The 21,139-nt window shown below is 24.4% G+C and carries 11 protein-coding genes; 7 read left to right on the top strand and 4 right to left on the bottom strand.

Going from position 1 to position 21,139, the window contains the following annotated elements; genetic code table 4:
• Nucleotides 1-9: 9 nt before the first annotated feature.
• Nucleotides 10-8,436, top strand: coding sequence for a hypothetical protein (locus tag GE118_RS01360; RefSeq protein WP_158763666.1), 8,427 nt, complete (start codon nt 10-12; stop codon nt 8,434-8,436).
• A gap of 34 nt (nt 8,437-8,470) precedes the next feature.
• Here GE118_RS01360 and GE118_RS01355 read toward each other — a convergent pair whose 3' ends face one another.
• Nucleotides 8,471-9,385, bottom strand: a complete 915-nt coding sequence (locus GE118_RS01355; RefSeq protein WP_158763665.1) for an SPFH domain-containing protein — start codon at nt 9,383-9,385, stop codon at nt 8,471-8,473.
• A gap of 371 nt (nt 9,386-9,756) precedes the next feature.
• On the opposite strand from GE118_RS01355, the gene GE118_RS01350 reads away from it, so the two are divergent.
• Entirely contained in the window at nt 9,757-10,827 is a 1,071-nt protein-coding gene (locus GE118_RS01350) for a site-specific DNA-methyltransferase (protein WP_158763664.1), read from the top strand.
• A gap of 200 nt (nt 10,828-11,027) precedes the next feature.
• Nucleotides 11,028-12,686: an IS1634 family transposase gene (locus tag GE118_RS01345; protein ID WP_158763663.1), complete on the top strand. Its 1,659-nt coding sequence runs from the start codon at nt 11,028-11,030 to the stop codon at nt 12,684-12,686.
• Nucleotides 12,687-12,798: 112 nt separating this feature from the next.
• Here GE118_RS01345 and rsmA read toward each other — a convergent pair whose 3' ends face one another.
• Genes rsmA through mnmE form a run of 3 tightly spaced genes read right to left on the bottom strand, consistent with a single transcriptional unit; the run spans nt 12,799 to nt 15,745 of the window.
• A complete protein-coding gene (rsmA, locus tag GE118_RS01340) occupies nt 12,799-13,596 on the bottom strand; it encodes a 16S rRNA (adenine(1518)-N(6)/adenine(1519)-N(6))-dimethyltransferase RsmA (protein ID WP_158763662.1) in 798 nt (265 codons plus the stop codon).
• Entirely contained in the window at nt 13,596-14,393 is a 798-nt protein-coding gene (locus tag GE118_RS01335) for a TatD family hydrolase (RefSeq protein ID WP_158763661.1), read from the bottom strand. The genes rsmA and GE118_RS01335 overlap by 1 nt, the downstream gene beginning before the upstream one ends.
• Entirely contained in the window at nt 14,393-15,745 is a 1,353-nt protein-coding gene (gene mnmE / locus GE118_RS01330) for a tRNA uridine-5-carboxymethylaminomethyl(34) synthesis GTPase MnmE (protein ID WP_158763660.1), read from the bottom strand. The genes GE118_RS01335 and mnmE overlap by 1 nt, the downstream gene beginning before the upstream one ends.
• 157 nt (nt 15,746-15,902) lie before the next feature.
• Here mnmE and GE118_RS01325 point away from each other — a divergent pair, with 157 nt between their 5' ends.
• From GE118_RS01325 to rpsG, 4 genes are all read left to right on the top strand, one after another.
• Nucleotides 15,903-17,531, top strand: coding sequence for a DUF2130 domain-containing protein (locus tag GE118_RS01325; protein WP_158763659.1), 1,629 nt, complete (start codon nt 15,903-15,905; stop codon nt 17,529-17,531).
• A complete protein-coding gene (locus GE118_RS01320; protein ID WP_158763658.1) occupies nt 17,524-20,058 on the top strand; it encodes a UU173 family protein in 2,535 nt (844 codons plus the stop codon). Before GE118_RS01325 ends, GE118_RS01320 begins: the two co-directional genes overlap by 8 nt.
• Nucleotides 20,059-20,218: 160 nt before the next feature.
• Nucleotides 20,219-20,629, top strand: coding sequence for a 30S ribosomal protein S12 (gene rpsL, locus GE118_RS01315; RefSeq protein WP_158763657.1), 411 nt, complete (start codon nt 20,219-20,221; stop codon nt 20,627-20,629).
• A gap of 34 nt (nt 20,630-20,663) precedes the next feature.
• Nucleotides 20,664-21,134 (top strand): 30S ribosomal protein S7, encoded by a 471-nt coding sequence (gene rpsG, locus GE118_RS01310; protein ID WP_158763656.1) that lies wholly within the window; start codon nt 20,664-20,666, stop codon nt 21,132-21,134.
• Nucleotides 21,135-21,139 lie beyond the last annotated feature (5 nt).

Genomic DNA, 21,139 nt, shown 5'->3' with positions numbered 1-21,139 from the left:
AGGAGAAACATGAAAAAAAGTTTAAAAATTACTGTTGCTACAGTAGCTATTTTAGGATTAGGAATTGGTGGAGCTTTTTTAGTTAAAGAATTATTCTTTAATAAAAAAAGTCCTAAACAAGAAGTTAATAATGATAGTTTCTTAGTTAAAAACTATAAAGAAACTACTTCATTGCTTTTTAGTCCAAATCGTCCTATTAAAATGAATGATAAAGAGTTTGGAACTCTTTATGGTTTAAATTACTTTGTTAAAAATGAATTAAATAACCAAGAGTTTAATGCTCAAAGTTTTAATAATCACTTAAGTAATTTTCAAAATGCAGTATTAAGTTATACAGTTAATAGTTTTAATAGATTATTAAAAACCAATAGTGTAACTCAAGAACAAAAAGATTATTTAGTTAAATTACTTAATTTACAAAAACAACGTTTAACTGAAAGTGATTTATTAAACCAATTTATTAATGACGATTATATTGATTTAGACATATTCTTTAACCAATTCTTTTACACTAATACCATTAACCAAAATCAAGCCTTTTTAAATAATTTCCAAGAACAACTTAAAAAATACTTAGATAAACAAAATGACACCATTAATCAATTATTTAACCAAGATAACGGAATCAACGATAGTATTTACTTTGTTAATAATTTACCTACTGTCGCTTTAAAAGAACAAAAAGGACAATATTTAGCTCAAGCATTAAATCTTTTAGCAAGTAAATCATTTAGATTTAATGATATTGAACAATTAAATGCTAAAACTCAAGCTTTAATTAATAATTACAATTCATTTAATGATCAAACTGATTCAACTTTATCAGTTGAAATTAATCATTCAATCTCAAATTTAAATAACAATTTAAATAAATTAACCAAAAATGTTTATTTAAATCATTTAAATAATGCTAGTGCTGTATTAAATACTTTAATCAATAAAAATAATGCTGATCAAACAGAATTTATTAAGTTATTAAATAATTCTTTAAAAGATGATCAAATTTCATTAGAAAACTTAAAAGATCTACAAAATAGTGTTAGCTATTTTGTAGATATTAACCCAAATATCAAAACCCAATTTTATAAACAAGTTAGTTTAAATGCAATTAATGAGATTAATCAATTTAATAATAAAGTTAATGATCAATTACAATTAGTTACTACAGTTAATCAAATTAATAAATTAAATGACTTAGTAGTTAATCGATCATCAAACAATGATGATAATCAAAAAACTATTGAGCAAATTAAAACTTCATTACAAGATTTTGTTAATGCTAACAAAACATATTTTGAACAACATCATGCAATTGATGTTTTTAATCAAATCTTAAATGATAATAACTACATTCAAGTAATTAAAGATTCTTATTCTGAATCTAATACAGCAAATAATAATTTAAAACCTAAATCTAGTTTAATTAATATTAAAGATAACATTGTATCTTTAATATCTTTAGCTAAAAATAAATTAGACTTAGTTTTAGATTTAGTTAATAAAGTAGAAAATGCTAAAAATAATAATTTAATCAACCAACCTGAATCATTATTATTAACTAAATTTGCTCAATCAAATTTAGCAAATTTAGAATCTAAGGAAACAACTATAGATCAATATTTGAGCTTAAAACAACAATTTGATTCTATTAACACTTTCATTGATTCGTTAGTTAATGAATTTACTAATAATATCTTTCAACCATTTTTATCATCTGATCTTAGATCAAAATTAAACATCTTAAAACAAAAAGTTGCTGATAGTAAAAATAACACTTACTTAAAAGCAAATAATATTCAAGCTTTAAATAATAATGAATTAACTAATTTATTAAACGTTGAAGTTATTTCACTACGTGAACAATTTAGATCAATACAAAAAGAAGAATTAACTAATCTAGTTAATGAGTCATTAACTAGATTCAATAACTTCAATCAAGATGAATTAGAGTTATTTAAAGAAGTTTTAAATAACTTAAATAAAGATTCATTAGTAATGATTGCTAACTTTAGTACCACTGATAGTTTTACGCTAGCTGATCAAATTATTAAATATAAACAATTAGCTAATAAGATTAAAGGAATTAAAGAATATTCAAAATTAACTCATAGTATTAATCAAACTGAAGCTGATTTAGAAAATATCTTTAATGATTTTAGTAATCCTAATTATGTACCAAGTAATTTAGAAGATACTCAGTTAGATAAAATTAAAGCTTTAAAAATAGAAGCAGAACAAATTAAACAAGTAATTCAAAGTGGTAAAGATTTAGATACTAAAACTTTAGATAAAGCTAAAGAAATTACTAACCAATTACAACATTTAACCCAAATTGCTCCTGCAGTTAATGATTACAATAATATTGCTTCTAAACTTCAAGATAACATTAATAGCATTTTAAATTCTGAAGAATACAAAAATGCTGCAGAATTTAATCCTAGATTAAAAAATGAATTAGATCAATTAATCAAACAAACTCAAGATCAAATAGCTACTGCTAAAGATATTTTTAGCAAAAATGATTTAACTAATGATCAAATAGCTAATCAAAGTAAATTACTTCAAAGTTTAGCTGATCAAATTAATACTAAAAAAGCTAATTTAAATACTGCTAGTGGTTTAGATACTTTAGAACAAGCAATTAATCAAGCTTATCCTAAAAATTCTAATCCTTCTAGAGGTGAACAAGCTATTAGAAATAAATTTAAGCAACTAAAAGAAATTGCTAAAAATCCAAATCTAACTAAAGAACAAAAAGCTCAATTAGCTAATCAAATTGAAGATTTAACTAATGCTATAGATGTGGTTAAACAAATTGAAAATCAAGTTCAAATTACAAATAATAATTTAAATGATTTAACTTCTAGTCCTAAAAATCAATTTGTTGCTAATAGAACTAATGCTGAAATTGATGTAGTAAATCAAGCGTTAAATCAAGCATTAAATCAATTAGATAACTATGGATTAAATGATGTATTAGCTAATAATGCTTTAAGTTCTAAAGATTTAAAAAATACTTTAGATCAATTAAAGAAAGATAATGATAACTTATCTCTAGCTTATGCTAAAGATAAGTTAAATAAATTAAATGATAATTTACAAGCTAATGCTATAGTTAATCCAACCACTACTGCTCAACAAGAATTTAATAAACAATTAGAAGCAATTAACCAAAATGTTAATGCTAATTTAGAATCTACTAACACTGATTCAATTAATAATAAATCAGATGTTGTAGCTAAACAAAATGATTTAGCTAATTTATTAAAAGAAGCTATAGATAATGCTAATGGATTTGAAAATGTTCAACCTGAAATTCAAAAGTATTTAGAAAATAGTGTGCTAGCTAATAATTTAAATCCTTTAGATACAACTAATGCTGTAGATAATAAAATTGCTAATATGCAAAATGCAATCAATGCAGCTAATGCAATGGATGATTTTGCTTCAACTTATGATCAGTTAAATAACATTTTAACCCCTGAACAAGCAGAAAAAATGTATCTTAATGATGTTGATCAACAAATTAAACAACTATTGGAAAATCAAAAAGTTTATTTAAATGCCAATTATGTACAACAAAATAATTTAACTCAAGCTCAAATTGAACAAGCTAATACTCAATTAAATAATAAAATTGAGCAATTAAAAGCTCAAAGAGATGCATTAATTGCTCAATTTAATGCTGATATTAAAGAAGTTGAAAACACTATAGTATCGCTTGATACTAAAGCAATTTCAAATGATCCTAGAGATAAATTTGATAATTACTTAAAAGTTAAAGCTGAATTTGATGCAATTAAAAATGATAATAATACAACTTCTAGCGATCTTTTAGCTTATAAACAAAAACTTCAACAAGCTTTAGAAAAAGATAAAACTTTAAATAAATTAGCTTCAATTCAAAGAATTTTAAATGCTAGTGATTTTGGTTCTTCTCCTGAACATGAGCAAATTAAACAATCTACAGCTTTATTTGTTGATTTTGTAAATCAACAAGTTAATAATCCTAATATTTCACTAAAAGATCTTCAAGCACTACAAGATAAAATTGATTCTGAATCACAATTATTAGTTCAACAAAAACTGGTAGCTGATTATATAGCTTCTAGATCCAATTCTCATGAATCAGAAGTTGAAAAACAATTAGCTAACCTAAGAGCTGCTATTACTAAATCTCTTCCTTCATCAACTAATCAATATAGTGATTTAGATACTAGATTTACTGAATTAAAAAACGATTATGCTGCAGAAGGTAAATTAATTGCTTTAAAAGATAGTAATAGATCTCAAATTGAATTTAAGGTTGATAATAAAAATGAAGCAGGATTAAAAAGAATTTTTGAAACTGCTTTAGTAGGAGATGATATAGATCCTGAAGCTAATACTATTATCACTAAAGCTTTAGATGATATTTTAGAACAAAATAAAAACGCCGATACTTTAGCTAAAGCTCAAAAAATCTCTGAAACTATTAATGATATTTATAATAATAAAAACTTAATTGTGGATTTATCTAAACACGTTAAAGCTGCTAAAGATACATTAAACAATACAACTAATGCTACTTCTGCAGTAGTTCAAGATCTTAAAGATAAGCTTAATGCTAAGATTTTAGAAGCTCAAAAAGCTTATATTTCAGATAGTAATAATTCATTAGAACTAAAACAATTAGCTATTAGTATTGATCAATTAAATGAGCAATTAACTAAAACTGCTTCATTAGAATTAGAAATTAATAATTTAGTAGCTCAAATTAATCAAATAGATTTCTTTGTTAATAATGGTTTATTAGGAACTCAAAAACGTGATGAGTTTGCTAAATGAGTTAATGATATTTTACTTGATGCAATTAATGCTAATAATTTTACTTTAGATCAATTGTTAGCTAGAACCACCAAAGTTCAATTATTAATCAATGAATTAAAATTAGTTGAAGCTCAAATTAATGATTGATATCAAGCTAAATCTGATACTAAATACATTGGATATGAAACTGATATTAATGCTTTAATTGCTAAAATGTGACTTGCAGTACCTACTGTTGGATTTAAAAATGATCAAAATAATGCTGATATTATTAATAAAACTCAACAATTAACTAACCAATTAGCTAATGCTAAAGCAGTTAATGCTCAAAGAATTGAATTATTTAACAAAATCAAAGAATTTACTACTGATAATATCCAACCAATTAAAGATACTTATCCATCATTGTATAATAGCTTAACTAATAGATTAAATGCTATTTCAATGATTGTTGATAATGAAAGTTCTGCTAGTGTAATTGCTGATCAAGAAACTAAAATTAATACTTTAAATAATATTTATAATGATTTAACTTCTTTAGCAACAACTGTTGAAACAGTTAGTGCTAAGATTAATACCATTCAACCTATAAGTGCAGATGTTTCAGAATTAAAATCAAACTTACAAATAAAATTAAATGCGGTAAATAATATTTATTTAACAGCAGTAAATAATAATGTGATTTTAGATGAAATTAATAATTTAAACTTCTTATTAACTAAGTTAGATATTTATCACCAAATTTCTGTTTTTGGTGAAGAAATCAAAAACGATAAAAAATTAACTAATGATGAAAAAGAAGTAGTTAGAACTAAATATAATCAAGCTAAAGCTGAAATTGATGCTATAGGTCCAACTACGATAAATCCTGAACAAGTATTTAAAACTATTTATGATAAATACTTTGATCAAAATAGTAGCAGCGAAAATACTATTTCAAATATTTTCCAACAAACTAAAATGCTTAGAGAAGTGATTAATAAAGCTAATACTTATCTATTAATGCAAAAAATTGCTGATGAATCATATTTAGATAGTGCTAATACTAAAGCTATTTATGCTCAATTACAAACCGAAGTTCAAAATGCAGTTAATATTAATAAAGATATTAATAGTAGCTTAGTTTTAAAACAAAATGAAATTAATATTCTAAATGATAAAATTAATCAATTAATTGATAGTAAAATCTCTGATGCTAATATTCTTGCTACTAAAATGAATGCTTTACATACTTATGTAACTAATAATTTATCAGCTAATGCTAATTTAATTACTCAAGAATACACAGAAGCTATAAATTCTTTAAACATTAATGAAACAGAGAAAAATAATTTAGATTTCATTAAAAACTTAAATGATAATATCGCTAAAGCATTTAGCGTTTATGCAAATGCAATTCAAGCACTTTATCAAACTCAAACTAGAGATTTAAATAATAATTTAAATAATTTAAATAACTATATTGATGAATTTGCTAATCCTAATAATAGATTAAATGATGATGAAAATACTTTATATAATAAGTTAATTCAAATTAAAAATAGCTTTAATAACTTTAGTGATTTTGATAAAGATGATTACAAAAACTATAATCAAGATCCAGATCAACAATTCCAAAACCAAGTATTAAAAGTTATTGCAACTCAAATTTCAAACATTGATACTGAAATTGAAGCATTTAACCAAAAAGTTAAAGCTGATTTAGAAGTGATAGTAAATGAAATGCACGCATTTAATACTGCTTTAACAACTAATGATGCTGCATTAGCTACTAACTTAAGCAATTTAAGTATCTTATATAATGCAGGTTTAAAAAATAATATTAATACCTTAAATACTGAATTAGATGGTGTAAAAACTTCTAAAGTAGCTAGTGTAATTAAAAACTTTGTTGCTAAAGTTAATAGTGCTAAAACCAATTTAATTAATTTAATCAACAACATTAAATCAAATATTGCTTCAACTATTAGCAACAGATCTAGCTTGCAAGAAATTTTTAATGAATTGTATAAAGCAAATCAATCAGTTGCTAGTCATAGTAATGTATTAGATAAATTAATTAGCGATTATAATCAAGTATTAAATGATGCAAGTAATATTAATAGTCAATTAAATACTACTTTTAGTGACCAAAATAAAAATAATCTAGTAGATTCAATTAACAAATTCAATACTTTTGTTAATTGAATTAATACTGAAGATGCTAAAAATGATTTCTTAGCTCAATTAAATGTTGAACAAAATTCTAAACCTAGATATCAATTAATTACTCCTAAAGCTTCAACCACTATGGAAGATTTTATAAATACTATTAATTCATTATCAACAACAAATGATACTCAATTAGAAATAACCACCACAGATGCATTTTTAAAACTATTTGATCAATTTGCATTTACTCAAATTGATAATGATTCAGTATTTAACCCTATTAACTTAAAAGTTTATATAGTTAAAACTAATAATGATTGAGTAACTAATTTATCAACTAATGAAAATACAGGTACTAAATCTGCTTCATTTAAGCTTAAATACGTATATACACCTAATGGTTTAAATACATTTACTAATTTAAATACTATTCAAACTGAATATGAAATTAATAATTTAAGTTTTAATACTTTATCAACTGTAGAATTACCAGTAAATTCAAATACTATTTTCTTTAATGGTAATAATATAGGTTACGCTACTAAACAACCAGTATTAAATACTACTCTTGCAGGATGAAATGATAATATTTCAAATGAAAACGCAATTGCAAAAATGAAAGAAATCATTAAAACCGTAGTATTAAACAATCGAAAAGAAATAGTTATTGATTGAAATACTATTACAGAAGATCAAATGCAAACTCTTGATACATTAATCAAAATTCAACCTCAAACATCATATATTTTAAGTGCTTATTTACAACTATCAGTTGATAGTAATAAGCAAAAACTTAAAATATGATTTGATGATGCCACAAATGAATTAGTAATTGCTCAAGTATCTCCTGCTTCAATTACAGGAGTACCTGCTACTACAACTAATGAGCAAGCTTCTTGAGTAACTAATTCTAGAGTATTTGTTAAAAATAATGATGGTACTTATGATGTTTCCAAAACTATGCCTGCAGCAGTATTGAACTTATTTAGATTTGCTTTTGAATATGATTCAACTAAAAAGCAACTATATATGTACAATAACTGATATCAAGGATTTACAGTTATTAGAAACAGATTATCTCTTAAAGCAGAAAATCCTGCTGTAGAATCTGAAACACCAGACAATTTTGCTATGTATTTAATTCAAAATACTGATAAATGAGTAAAAACTACACCAACTTATGGTTTAGATGGTACATCATTAAATACTGAAACTGATGATAAAACTAAACCAGATCATTCTACTGCTGGTGATGAATCTAGATACCCACAACAAATTGCAGATCATACTTATGGTTATATCAACGCTTACTCACGTAGCGATGCTGTTTATGTATATAGAGATCAAAATTATCCAAAAAGCACTCACTTAAACACTGATAAAACCAAAGTTTTATATGATCTTAACGCATTAAACCCTGCTGTTACTTTATATAACACAGGTATTAATTACTTTAAGTTCAAAACTAGAAAATAATAGAAAAATCCAATACATAGTATTGGATTTTTTGTTATTTGTCTTTTGTGCTTTCAAAGATCTCTGATCCTGTAGCTATTACTTTAGAAACTTCTGCTAAGTTTGGTGGAATAATAATCTTAGTAGCTTTTCCATTAGCTAATTCTTTGATTTGTTCAATTGCTTTATATTGTAAATAATTTGGATTTAAATTAGCACTATTAATCATATCAATTGCTTGTTTTTGTCCTTGAGCTTCTAGGACAAATTTTTCTTTCTTAGCTTCAGCATCAAGCACAATTTGACGTTTTTTAGCTTCAGCACTTAAAATAGTACTTTCTTTTTCCCCTAAAGCTTTAAGTACTAAACTTTGTTTAATACCTTCTGCTTCTAAAATTCTTGCTCTTTTATCTCTTTCAGCTTGCATTTGACGAATCATTGCTTCTTGAACTTCTTTAGGTGGAGTTATATTTTGAATTTCAACTCTATTAACTTTGATTCCTCAATTATCACTAGCTTCATCTAAGATTCTAGTTAATTTAGCATTAATAATTTCTCTAGAAGTTAAAGATTCATCAAGCTCTAATTCCCCAAATAAGTTTCTTAAAGTAGTAGCTGTAAGCATTTCAATAGCTACTATAGGTCTTTCAGCTCCATAAGCATAAAGTTTAGGATCAACTATTTTTAAATAAACAACTGTATCAACTTTAATAGTAGCATTATCTCTAGTAATTACACTTTGAGCTGGGAAATCAAATACTTTTTCTTTAGAGTTATCTTTTACTGCTACTTTATCAATAAAAGGAATAATTAAATGAATTCCACGTTCAATAATTCTATTGAATTTACCCAATCTTTGGATAATAGCAAAACTAGTTTCAGGAATTATTACAATTGATTTAAACAATGCAATAATTCCTATAATTAACACTATTGCTCCTATAACACCTAATACTATTGCTAATATCATTATATGTCTCTCTTTCTTATTTTTGTATATTAAAATTTTAACAAAATAATTATAAAATAATTATTTTGTGAATATTAGGGTGTATTAATGCTCAATTTGTCAACATTTAAATTCAAATTAATTACTTTCATATTTGCTTTTAATAATTTGTGAATATTCAATAACAAAATTATTAAAATATGCTATTTCAACCATCATATTAATAAAACTAAAATGCAAAACTTTTAAATAAAATTAAGAATCTTTTTGGTTATATTGTTTTATATATAATAAAAACATAATTAATGAAACTCAATTTTCAAATTGTCCTAAGAGCTAATTAATGAAAATTATACTTACAATATCATTATAAAAAATAAGGAGAAATAAATATGTCATTATCTAAATATATAAATAAGATTAACTTAGGTGATAATGTACAAATTTTAAAAGATATTGAATCTAATAGTGTTGATTTAATATTTGCAGATCCTCCTTATAATATGACATTAGAAAAAGAATTAATTAGATACGAAGGTACTAAATATAATGGTGTTGATGATGATTGAGATAAATATGATTCTTTAGAACAATATGATCAAGAATGTAAACAATGATTAACTGAATGTCTAAGAGTTTTAAAACCAAATGGTTCTTTATGAGTTATTGGTTCATTTCAAAATATACATCGATTAGGGTATATTTTACAAGATTTAAACGCTTGAATCATTAATGAAATAGTATGAGCTAAATCAAATCCTACACCTAATTTTGCTGGAACTAGATTCGTTAATGCTCAAGAAACCTTATTATGAGTAGTTAAAAATAAAAAAGCAAAATATACATTTAACTATAAAACAATGAAGCAAATCAATAATGGTAAGCAAATGAAATCGGTATGAACACTTCCTATTTGTTCAGGAAACGAAAGATTAAAAGACAAAAACGGAAACAAAGTTCATTCAACTCAAAAACCATTAGCTTTATTAGAAAGAATCATACTCGCTACTTCTAAAGTAGGAGATATTGTACTAGATCCTTTTAGTGGAACAGGTACTACTTTAGTTGCAGCTAAAAAATTAGCTAGACAATATCTAGGGATTGAGTTAGATAAAAACTATTGAGAACATAGTGTAAATAGAATTAATTCAACTGTAGAAGATTTTTCTCAAGAAGATTTAAAATATGCTATTTATGATAAAAAACCCTTAAAGGTTTCATTTAAGGATTTAATTGATAATAATTTTATTTCAATTGAAGATGATGTAATATTAGATGATTTAGTTTTACATTTTGATAAAAATGGAAAACTAAAATATAACTCAAAATTATATACACCTAATGAATTATGTAAGAAAATATATAATAAACCCACTAATGCTTGAACCACTTTAAAAATCAATGATAAATATATTGATTTTTATCGCTTAAAATATCGTGATTCAGTAGCTAAAGACCAATAATACTTGATTCAAAAATCGACAGATATCTGTCGATTTTATTATTGTTTAAGCTTAATTAACCTCTAAATATTGACCATCTTTTCCTGTGTTTCCAAGTTTTGACCAATTTTTTAACACTTTTCCATACTTACTATACTACGTATAGTAAAAAAATTATTTTTTCCACATAATTACATTGTAATTATGGTATAATTAGGAGTATGAAAAAAGAAAAGTGAATTATTGTTAGAAGTAAAAGAAAAGACACATACTACATCACAGTTGCTATCTCAAATGGTCATGCTAGAGGTTATAAGAGAAGTATTGGTTTAGGTAATTTAGAAAAATTAGAAAAATCTACAAAAGACCCAATTAATCTCTTAAAAGAAGCTTGTGTTAATTGAGATCCTGAATGACCTAAAGATAAAATTTTGCAAGAAGTAAATAAAGTTCTTAAAAATTCAGTTGTTGAATCAAAAGTTGTTAATTATGGTCATCAAGTTTTATTTAACACAATCAATGACTTGGATATTTTTGAGAAAACTAAAGAAACAAGATCAAAAGAATTAATAAAAATATTGAAATTTATAATTTCAACACGTATCTTAAAACAACAAAGTCTTATTAAAACTTTTGAAAGTATTCCTGATTATGAAATTGAATTTGATTCAAAAAAGACTACATTTTACAACTCTTTAGATTATCTTTCAGATAATAAAACAACTATTTTAAAAAACATCAATAATTCATTAATTTCTAAAAACCTAAGATCTGTTGATGTTATGTGATTTGATTCATCAACTGTATATTTTGAAACTTTTACAAGTTTAGGTCTTAAACACCCTGGATATTCAAAAGATGGAAAATTCAAAGAAGATCAAATTGTAGTAGGTTTAATCACTGATGAAAATGGTATTCCAATCCATTACAAATTATTTAAAGGTAATACAGCTGATCCAAATACTTTCATTCCATTTATCAATGAAATCAAGAAAATTTACAATGTTAGAATGGTTACAATAATTGCTGATAGAGGAATGAGTACTAATAAAAACATTAGATTCCTAGAACAAAATAATATTGATTTTATAATCTCTTACAGATTAAAAATCGCTACTAAAAGAACTAAATTATTCGCTCAAGATCCTGAAGGATATGTTGATTTAGATAATTTTAAATTTAAAGAAGAAACTTATGAATCGCTATGACAGAAAAAACGTCCAAACGGAAGAACTAGACGTAGAATAATAACTTATAGTGAAAAACGTGCTAAAAAAGATAAACAAGATAGACAAATTCTTATTGATAATTTCAATAAAAAAGCTAAAAATGGTATTGTTGCTCAAGCTGATTTGCTTGCTGGTAAAAAATACAAATTCTTTAAAGAAATTGAAAATGGTAAAACAACTTCATACAAGTTAGATTATGAAAAAATCGAGAGAGATAAAAAGTTTGATGGTTTATACGCTTACGAAACATCAAGACACGATCTTACAGTTCAAGATGTTGTTGATTTATATGCAAAACAATGACAAGTTGAAGAAAACTTTAGAACATTAAAAAACGCTTTAAGAATCAGACCTGTGTATGTGCGAAGTGACAAACACATTGAAGGATATTTTCTTTTATGCTTTATATCATTGGTTCTTATGAGATATTTACTAACTTTAGTAAATAAAAACTTAGAACCTGTATTAGGTGTTAAAAACGAAAGATTTACTAACACAAGATTAATAAAAGCAATTTTAAGTGCTAATAAATATGTTGAAGTGATAAATTCAAAAATTATCACTGAAAAATTAATAGAAAATAAAGATAATATGCAATATTTAAATGATTTTGCTATTATCAAAAAGATATTAGAAACTCAAAAACCTTAAATTACAATGTAAATTTTTGAAAAAGTTAAAAAAAGAGCAATAAAATGCTCTTTTTATCGTTTTTTGTTAAAACTTGGAAACTCAGGAAAAAAAAGATAATTAAAAAATACACTTAATTAAGTGTATTTTTGTTATTTAATAATCAAAATAATTCAATTACTTGATCTAATGATAGTTGTTGAATTCTTATTTTGTTATCAAGATTCATTTTTTGGTATGAATCTAAAATTGATTGAGTTTCAAAATGATTTTTTAATGTATTGATTAATTGTTTTCTTCTATTTTCAAAACATATTTTGAAAAAATCTTTTAATAAATCTCAATCTTTTGTTTCTTCTTGGTTTTTAAAAACTAAACTGATAATTGCTGAATCTACCTTTGGTGCAGGATTAAAACATTTAGCAGGTACAATAAATTCTAATTTACAATCTGCTAAATATTGACTTGAAAGCGATAATTTTGAATAATCTTTTTGGTTTGGTTTAGCACAAATTCTTTGTGCTACTTCTTTTTGCACCATTAATAAAGCACCATTGAACTTAGTTCTATTATCAAATAACTTAAATAATATATCAGTTGTTATATAGTAAGGAATGTTTGCGATAACTCAAGATTTATCTAAATTAGATAAATCTGATTGTAAAAAATCTTGATTAATTAATTGAAAATTATCTGTTTGAATTTCATTATTTAAAACATTAACCATATCAATATCAATTTCATAAGCGATTACTTGTTTTGCATCTTTAACTAATTCTTTGGTTAAAGCACCTCTACCAGGCCCTATCTCTAATACGTTTTGGTCTTTATAATCAAAAACTTTAATTATTTTATTAATGATATTTTTATCACTTAAAAAGTTTTGACCATATTTCTTTTTTGCAAATACTTCTTTATTATTCTTTTTCATTATAAATTAAATAAATTCCTTAAATTACGATTGACACGATCAACAAATTTTTCCATACCAACTTCTTTTAATCCAGCAATATAGTAAGCAACAAATAAAACAGTATTAGGTTCATTGGTATCACCAGTATAAGGATGAACCCTTAAATAAGGTGAATCAGTTTCAGTTAAAATACGATCTAAAGGTAAAAATTTAATTACTTCTCTAGTAATATTAGCACTACCAAAAGTAACAACACCACTAAATGAAAAGTAGCAATTTTTAAATTCTAAAAATTTTTTAGCTCATTCTAAATTACCTGCATAAGTATGAAACATAAATTTTAAATTTGGAAATTCTTTAAGAATTTCATAAGCATCCTGATATGCTTGAAATTCATTTTCTTTATCTCTTAAATGGATTACTGCAGGAAGATTATATTTATGTGCTAATTTAATTTGATTTTTAAAACTTGCTATTTGATTTTCTCTAGTTGGAGCATCTTCGTAATAGTAATCTAATCCAATTTCACCTATTCCTACTATATGAGGAGTAATCAATGGTTCAACTTTTAAATAATCATTTCCATCAATACCAGATTCAGGATGAATTCCAACACAAGGTTTAATAATAGGATACTTTTGAGATAGTTGTATAACTTCTAAATTCTCTTCTGGATGACCACCATTAACTATAAAAAATTCAATTCTATTAGCAATAGCTTGTTCAACAATCATATCTATGATATGAGGACTTTTATAATATGCAATACTTAAATGATTATGTGCATCAACAAATTTATTTCTTTTTTTACTCATTATTTTCCTAAACAGAAGTTACTAAACATAACATCTAGTAAATCTTCACGATTAACATTTCCTTTTATATTTTGTAAACTATCTCAAGCAGCATATAAATCAACAATAATCACATCAAAAGTATTACCTAATTCAATTGCATTTTTAGCTTCAATTAAAGCTAATTGTGCTTTTTTAATTAATGATAATTGTCTTGTATTTGAAAAGATTCTTTCATCATAAATATCAATATTAGCAAACATTTTAATTAATGCTTTTTCTAATTGTTCAATATCATTATTGATTGCTGAGATATTAATTATTTCTTGATTAGAATTAACTTCTAAATCAGATTTATTTTGAACTTTTAAGTAAAATTTATTGAATTTTTTACTTTCTTGCTCAATTATTTTGTCGTATTCATTATTTTCTTGAGTTGGATCAATGACATGAATTACTAAATCAGATTTTTGAATTTGTTCTAATGATTTAGTAATTCCAATACTTTCAATTTTTTCATTAGTTTTTCTTAATCCTGCAGTATCAATTAATTTAAATAACATTCCATTAATTTGATAAGAAGCTTCAACTAAATCTCTAGTAGTTCCTGCAATATCTGTAACAATAGCTTTTTCTTCAGATAATAAAGCATTTAAAATACTACTTTTACCAACATTAGGTTTACCTAATAAAGCAACTTTAACTCCTTCAAAAATATATTTAGAATCTTCAGAAACTTTAATAATAGTATTTAATTCATTAACTAAATCAGTTAATGAATTAAGCATCATAGTTTCATTAACTTTTTCTACATCTTCATATTCTGGATAATCAATATTTACTTCACAAATACCAATTAATAAAGCAATTTTATTTAAAAAAATATCAACTAGATGACTAGTTTTACCGTTGAATTTATTAACTGATGCTTGAGCTTGAACAGAAGTTTTAGCAGTGATTAAATCATGAATTGCTTCAGCTTTAACTAAATCTAATTTACCATTTAAAAAAGCTCTGCGAGTAAATTCACCATTTTCAGCTAATCTAGCTCCATTTTTTAATAAAAGCTCAAGAATTTTATTAGTTACAACTATTCCACCATGACAATTAATTTCAATAATTGGTTCTCCAACATAGTTGTTATAAATTACTTTATTATCAACTTCTTTACCTGTAAATCACATAATTAAAGCTTCATCAACTAATTGTTCATCATCATAAATATGACCATAAGTAATTTGATGGTCTTTACCAATTTTTCCTTTATAAATTTTTTTAAAAATTGATTCTGCTTCAGGACCACAAAGTCTAACTATTGATATAGCTTGATTAATGTGAGCACCTGAACTAATTGCTGCTATTGTGTCATACATAATTATGATTATATAACATTATTAAATAGTATATATTTAAGTTAATTAAGATTAATATATTTATATTTTTAAAAATAAATGAAAAATTATTTTTAAAAATAAGTTTTATTCGTTGATAAATTTATAATACTAATATATAAAAATAAAAGAGGTGAATATGGCTAAAAAAATTAATATTAAATTAAAAAATATTGATAATTTTGAATTTGAATTATTAGAAGATGCTAAAGCAGGAGATTATTTTTCTCTACAAGAATTTAACGAGAATGAAAACGCAATAATTCAAAAATTTATTGAAGAAAATAAGAATAGAACTACTCAAGCAATTGAACTAAAAGCACAAAAAGAGATCTTAGATAATATTGAAAAACAACCAGCATATGTTGTAAAAATAACTGAATTTAATAATAAATGAATTAAAGAAACTCAAGGATTAAATAACCAAATTGCTGAATTAAAAACTGAACTTGAATTATCAAAAAATAATAACCAAAATGAAGTTAATCAAGCAATTAGTCAAAAAGAAAAAGAAATTGCTGATTTATTAACTAGAATTAAACTTCAAGAAAGTGAAAATCAAAACCAAATTAAAGAAATGACTAATAAGAAAGACAATGAGATTACTCAATTACTAACTAAACTTGAAATTTTAAAAAATAACAGTGAAAACGAAATTCAAAAAGCAATCAATGATAAAAATAAAGAAATTGATCAGCTTAAAGTGGAATTAAAACACATCAATCAAAATCAAGAATCAATTAAGAAAAACATTGAACTTGAATATCAACTTAAATTAAATAACGAAAAAGAAAGTTATAAACTCAAAGAAGAAAAAAGAATTAAAGATGAAGAATGAGCAAAATTCAAAGCTTTAATCCAAGAAAAAGAATTTAATCTATCTCAAAAAGACCAAGCAATTCAAACATTACAAGAACAATTATTAGAAAAAAGAGAAAAAATTTCAAACCTTGAAGGGCAAATTACATCTTATCAAGCTAGAAAATTATCTTCAAATATTAAAACAATAGGAAACGATTTTGAAGAAGCGATTTTTGAAATATTGAGTGAAAAATATTCAACTCATGAATCAATTAATGTTGAAAAAACAACAAAAGTAGTTGATGGAACAATGCCTGATTTAAAAGTTGATTTTGAAATTAAACAAAATGAAAATGATGTATATAAATCAAGCGTAATTATTGAAGCTAAATCAATAGCTTCATCTAAAGGAGCTAAGAAAAATACTAGTTTCTTAGAAAAATTAGAAAAAGACAGAATTAAATTTAAAGCTGATTATGCTTTATTAGTTACTGAATTAGAACCTGATGAAAACTTCTTTATTCAAAATGATAGAAATTATCCAAATATTTTTATTATAAGAATTGATATTGTAGATAAGATGATTGATATGTTTTATGTAATTAAGAAAAAAGAAGCAGAATTACAATTTTTAGATATTAAACTAAAATCAGTTGATGAAATTTATCAAGAATTTGAAGAGTTTAAAAACAATATAATTAAAAATCAAATTGATTTAGCTAATAAAAAAATAGATACAATCACAAAAAACACCGAAACAATTAGAAAAGCATTAGATTCAATTGAAAGTACAGCAAGATTATTAAAAGAAAAAGATATTAGATTAATTCAAAGTAAAATTGAGAAATATAATATCGGAAATAAAATTGTTAAAAAAATTGAAAATCTTGCTCTAAAAGAAAATGATTCAAATTTAATAGAAAATGATAAAGAAATAAAAATGATTGAGAGTGAAAATAATGAATAAAGAAAAAATAGAAATTAATTGATCAAAATTTAAAAGGGTTTTTGATTATAACCCTTTTTTTATTCATAAAGATATTGAACAAACTTTTTTTGATATAGAAAATAAATATTTTGACCTTAAATGAAATAGTAAGTATGATCAAGTAGTTAATGATACCAGTGATGATGTTAATGATGGAGAAGAAAAAGAAATTGACTTTGATTTAATGCAAAGTTTATCAATCGAACCTCAAAAAGATTCTTTTTCATTAGTTGAATTAGAAGAATTTAAAGTTAGTCATGATTTAGATGCTTTATTTGATCAAAAAATAAATGAAAACACTTCAAATAAATATATTTTGGTTAAAGCAACAAGTTTTGATCGTTATAAAAATGATGCAATTAAGTTTTATGTTGAAAAATATAATATTAAACCTGAAGAAGTTAAATATATTTCAATCAAAGAAACAAAAGAATTAAAAGAAAAAATAACACTAGATTTATATAATGATCCAAAAGTTAAATTAATTATTAGTCCTGTATTTTCGTTTATAGATGAATCAAATGAAATAGATATTGAATATAAAGGTTCATTTTTAATGTATGACAAAATCAATAACAAAGTTATTGATTTAGCTTACAAACATTATGCAAATCAAGATTATTTTTATAAATTCTTTTATTTAAATCAAATCTTAAAGGAAAATAATATTAAAGTTGATGATTTTTCAGTAATCATTGTTGATCCTTTTATTAGAGCTACAAAACAATTTGAATCTAATAAAATACCATTTTATGAAGCGTTTTCAGGACCTAGAAGTTTTAGTCAACCTAGTGGCGATAAAGCTAAAGAAATTTATTCTCAAGCTCAAAGTGTTTATTATACTTCTGGATATTATTTTTTATATGATGAAGCTAATAAAGAAGCTTCAAAAACTCGTGGTTGATCATTTTATAATTGCATAAAAAATCAAAAAATTATTAAAAGAAATAATGTTGCAATTTCAAAAAATGCATCTTATGATTTTGTGAATTTAAAAAATGTAAATGAATTTTTAAATAAATATCCAGAAATTCATGGATATAAAACTTTTGATGAGAGCAAGGATTTTGAAGAGATTAGAGATTTTGGTTACTATAGTAGAATTATTGCTAAATCATATTTAGAATTTGAACTACAACCTTGAAATTATGAAGCTTATAAATATTTTTTATATACCGAATCAAAAGATAAATACCGTTATTATGATTTATGACTTGAAGGTCAAACAAACTACGAAACAGAAAACTCTTTAAGAGAAAAAGTTGCTAAGAATTTCTATGATAAAAAAGAAGGTGATATTAAAACATTATCAGGAATTTCAATTCCTAGCTACCTTAAAAAAGATAAAACTAAAACTTCTATATTATTAAATTATTTAATAGGACCTGAATATAAATTGTTTTCAGGTAATTATTTAAAAACAGCAGATTTAAAAAGTAATACAACTTTCTTACATAAAAAAAATGAATTTGATAGTGCTCAAAATTATTTTGATGTCAATATTGCTAATATAGTAAGACAATTACATATTAAAGATGCAAGAATTTGTTGATATGACTATGAAGGTTTTGCTGATTTGTACCCGATTTTAGAAGGATGAATTCCTTATGGACAAGTAACTAATCAAGTTTCTATTATTGTTACTCAAAACGGTGTTGAAGAAAGATGTTTAAATATTGTTAAAGATACTAAAAATTTAACTTTAATGGATATTTGTGAAATGATTGATGAAATATATGCTGATAAAGCTGATTATTATGTTGTTTATAATAAAACTTATGAAAATAGTAGAAATGAAGATGTTAAACAAGGTGTAATCAAATATATGAATCAACAAAACCCAAGTAACGAAGTAAAAAGATTTCAAGAATGATTTAATAATAGATATGAATCAATTTATGAATTTACTCAAAAAATTGACCACATTAAGCTTCATACAGTTGATTTAGATGATTGTTTTGATTATAAAAATATAAATAATTGAAAAAAAGCTAGTGAAGAATCTAGTGATAGTTATTATTTTGCTTTTGAAACAACTAAGGGTGATATTATTCCTACAAAATTAGCTAATGATTTTGAAAAGGTTAATAAAGCAACTTATAATAAAAGTTTATCAACTATTAAGTATTTAAATTTCTTTTATTCTATTAAAAAGATTGAAAAATATATAACTCATGATGAACTACCTTTAAAACATTTAATTACACCATATACAGAATTAGAAGATGTGCAAAAAGGTACTGATGCTATGGAAAAAGCAATTCAAAGATATATGGGAAGTATTAGTGATAATGTCTGAGAAAAGCAAATTGTACCTAATTTAAAGAAATATTGTGAAAATGACGTTAGAGCAATGATTATGGTTTATGACTTAATTATGTTTATGTTAAGAAAATTCATCAAAAACATTGATGAAATAGAATATAAAGTTGAAGAAAGACGTTTTAAATATGTTTATGAACCCGAAACTAATGAGTTAAAAGTAGTGAAATTATCAAATGTTTAAAAACAAAAGATTGTGTTGATCTTTTGTTTTTTTGTAAAAAAAGTTGATACACACGGCAAAGTTGTTGTATAATATGTTCGCTTATTGCAAATTTGCAATATAGCTTACTAAAAATATTAATTTTCATTTATTTATATTACTATAGAAAGGAAGTAGAAAAATGCCTACAACTAACCAATTAGTTACAAATGGTCGTAGTTCAAAAATTAAAAAACAAAACGCTCCTGCGTTAAGTGTTAGCTACAACTCATTAATTAAAAAAGCTAAAAAAATGGCATCACCATTTAAACGTGGTGTATGTACTCGTGTTGCTACTATGACACCTAAAAAACCTAACTCAGCTTTACGTAGATATGCTCGTGTTAAGTTATCAAACGGAATGGAAGTAACAGCATATATCCCAGGAGAAGGACACAACTTACAAGAACACTCTGTTGTTTTAGTACGTGGAGGTCGTGTTAAAGACTTACCTGGGGTTAGATACCATGTTGTTCGTGGAACACAAGACTGTGCTGGGGTTGCAAAACGTAACCAAGGACGTAGCTTATACGGAGCTAAAAAAGCTAAATAAGCATAATTAAAATTAATTAAAAATAGGAGGAAATATGTCAAGAAAAAAACAAGCGCCTATCCGTGAAGTACTAGCTGATCCAGTTTTTAACTCAACAGTAGTTACAAAATTAATTAATCAAATTATGCTTGACGGAAAGAAATCAATTGCTCAAGATATTTTATATTCAGCATTTGAAATAGTTAAAGAAAAAACAGGAAAAGAACCAATGGAAGTGTTTTTACAAGCTGTAGAAAACATTACACCACAATTAGAAATTCGTACAAGAAGAATTGGTGGAACAAACTACCAAGTTCCTACAGAAGTTCCTGCTCGTAGAAAACAAACTCTTGCACTTAGATGATTAGTGCAATACTCTCGTTTAAGAAACGAAAAAACAATGGATTTACGTTTAGCAAACGAAATTATTGATGCATCAAACAAAACAGGTGGAGCAATCAAAAAACGTGAAGACACACACAAAATGGCTGAAGCTAACCGTGCATTCGCACACTTCAGATGATAATCATA

The sequence above is a fragment of the Mycoplasma sp. NEAQ87857 genome (assembly GCF_009792315.1).
Classification (GTDB): domain Bacteria; phylum Bacillota_I; class Bacilli_A; order Mycoplasmatales; family Metamycoplasmataceae; genus Mycoplasmopsis.
Note: the sequence above shows the minus strand (reverse complement) of the source record. Positions and strands in the feature narration are given on the sequence as shown.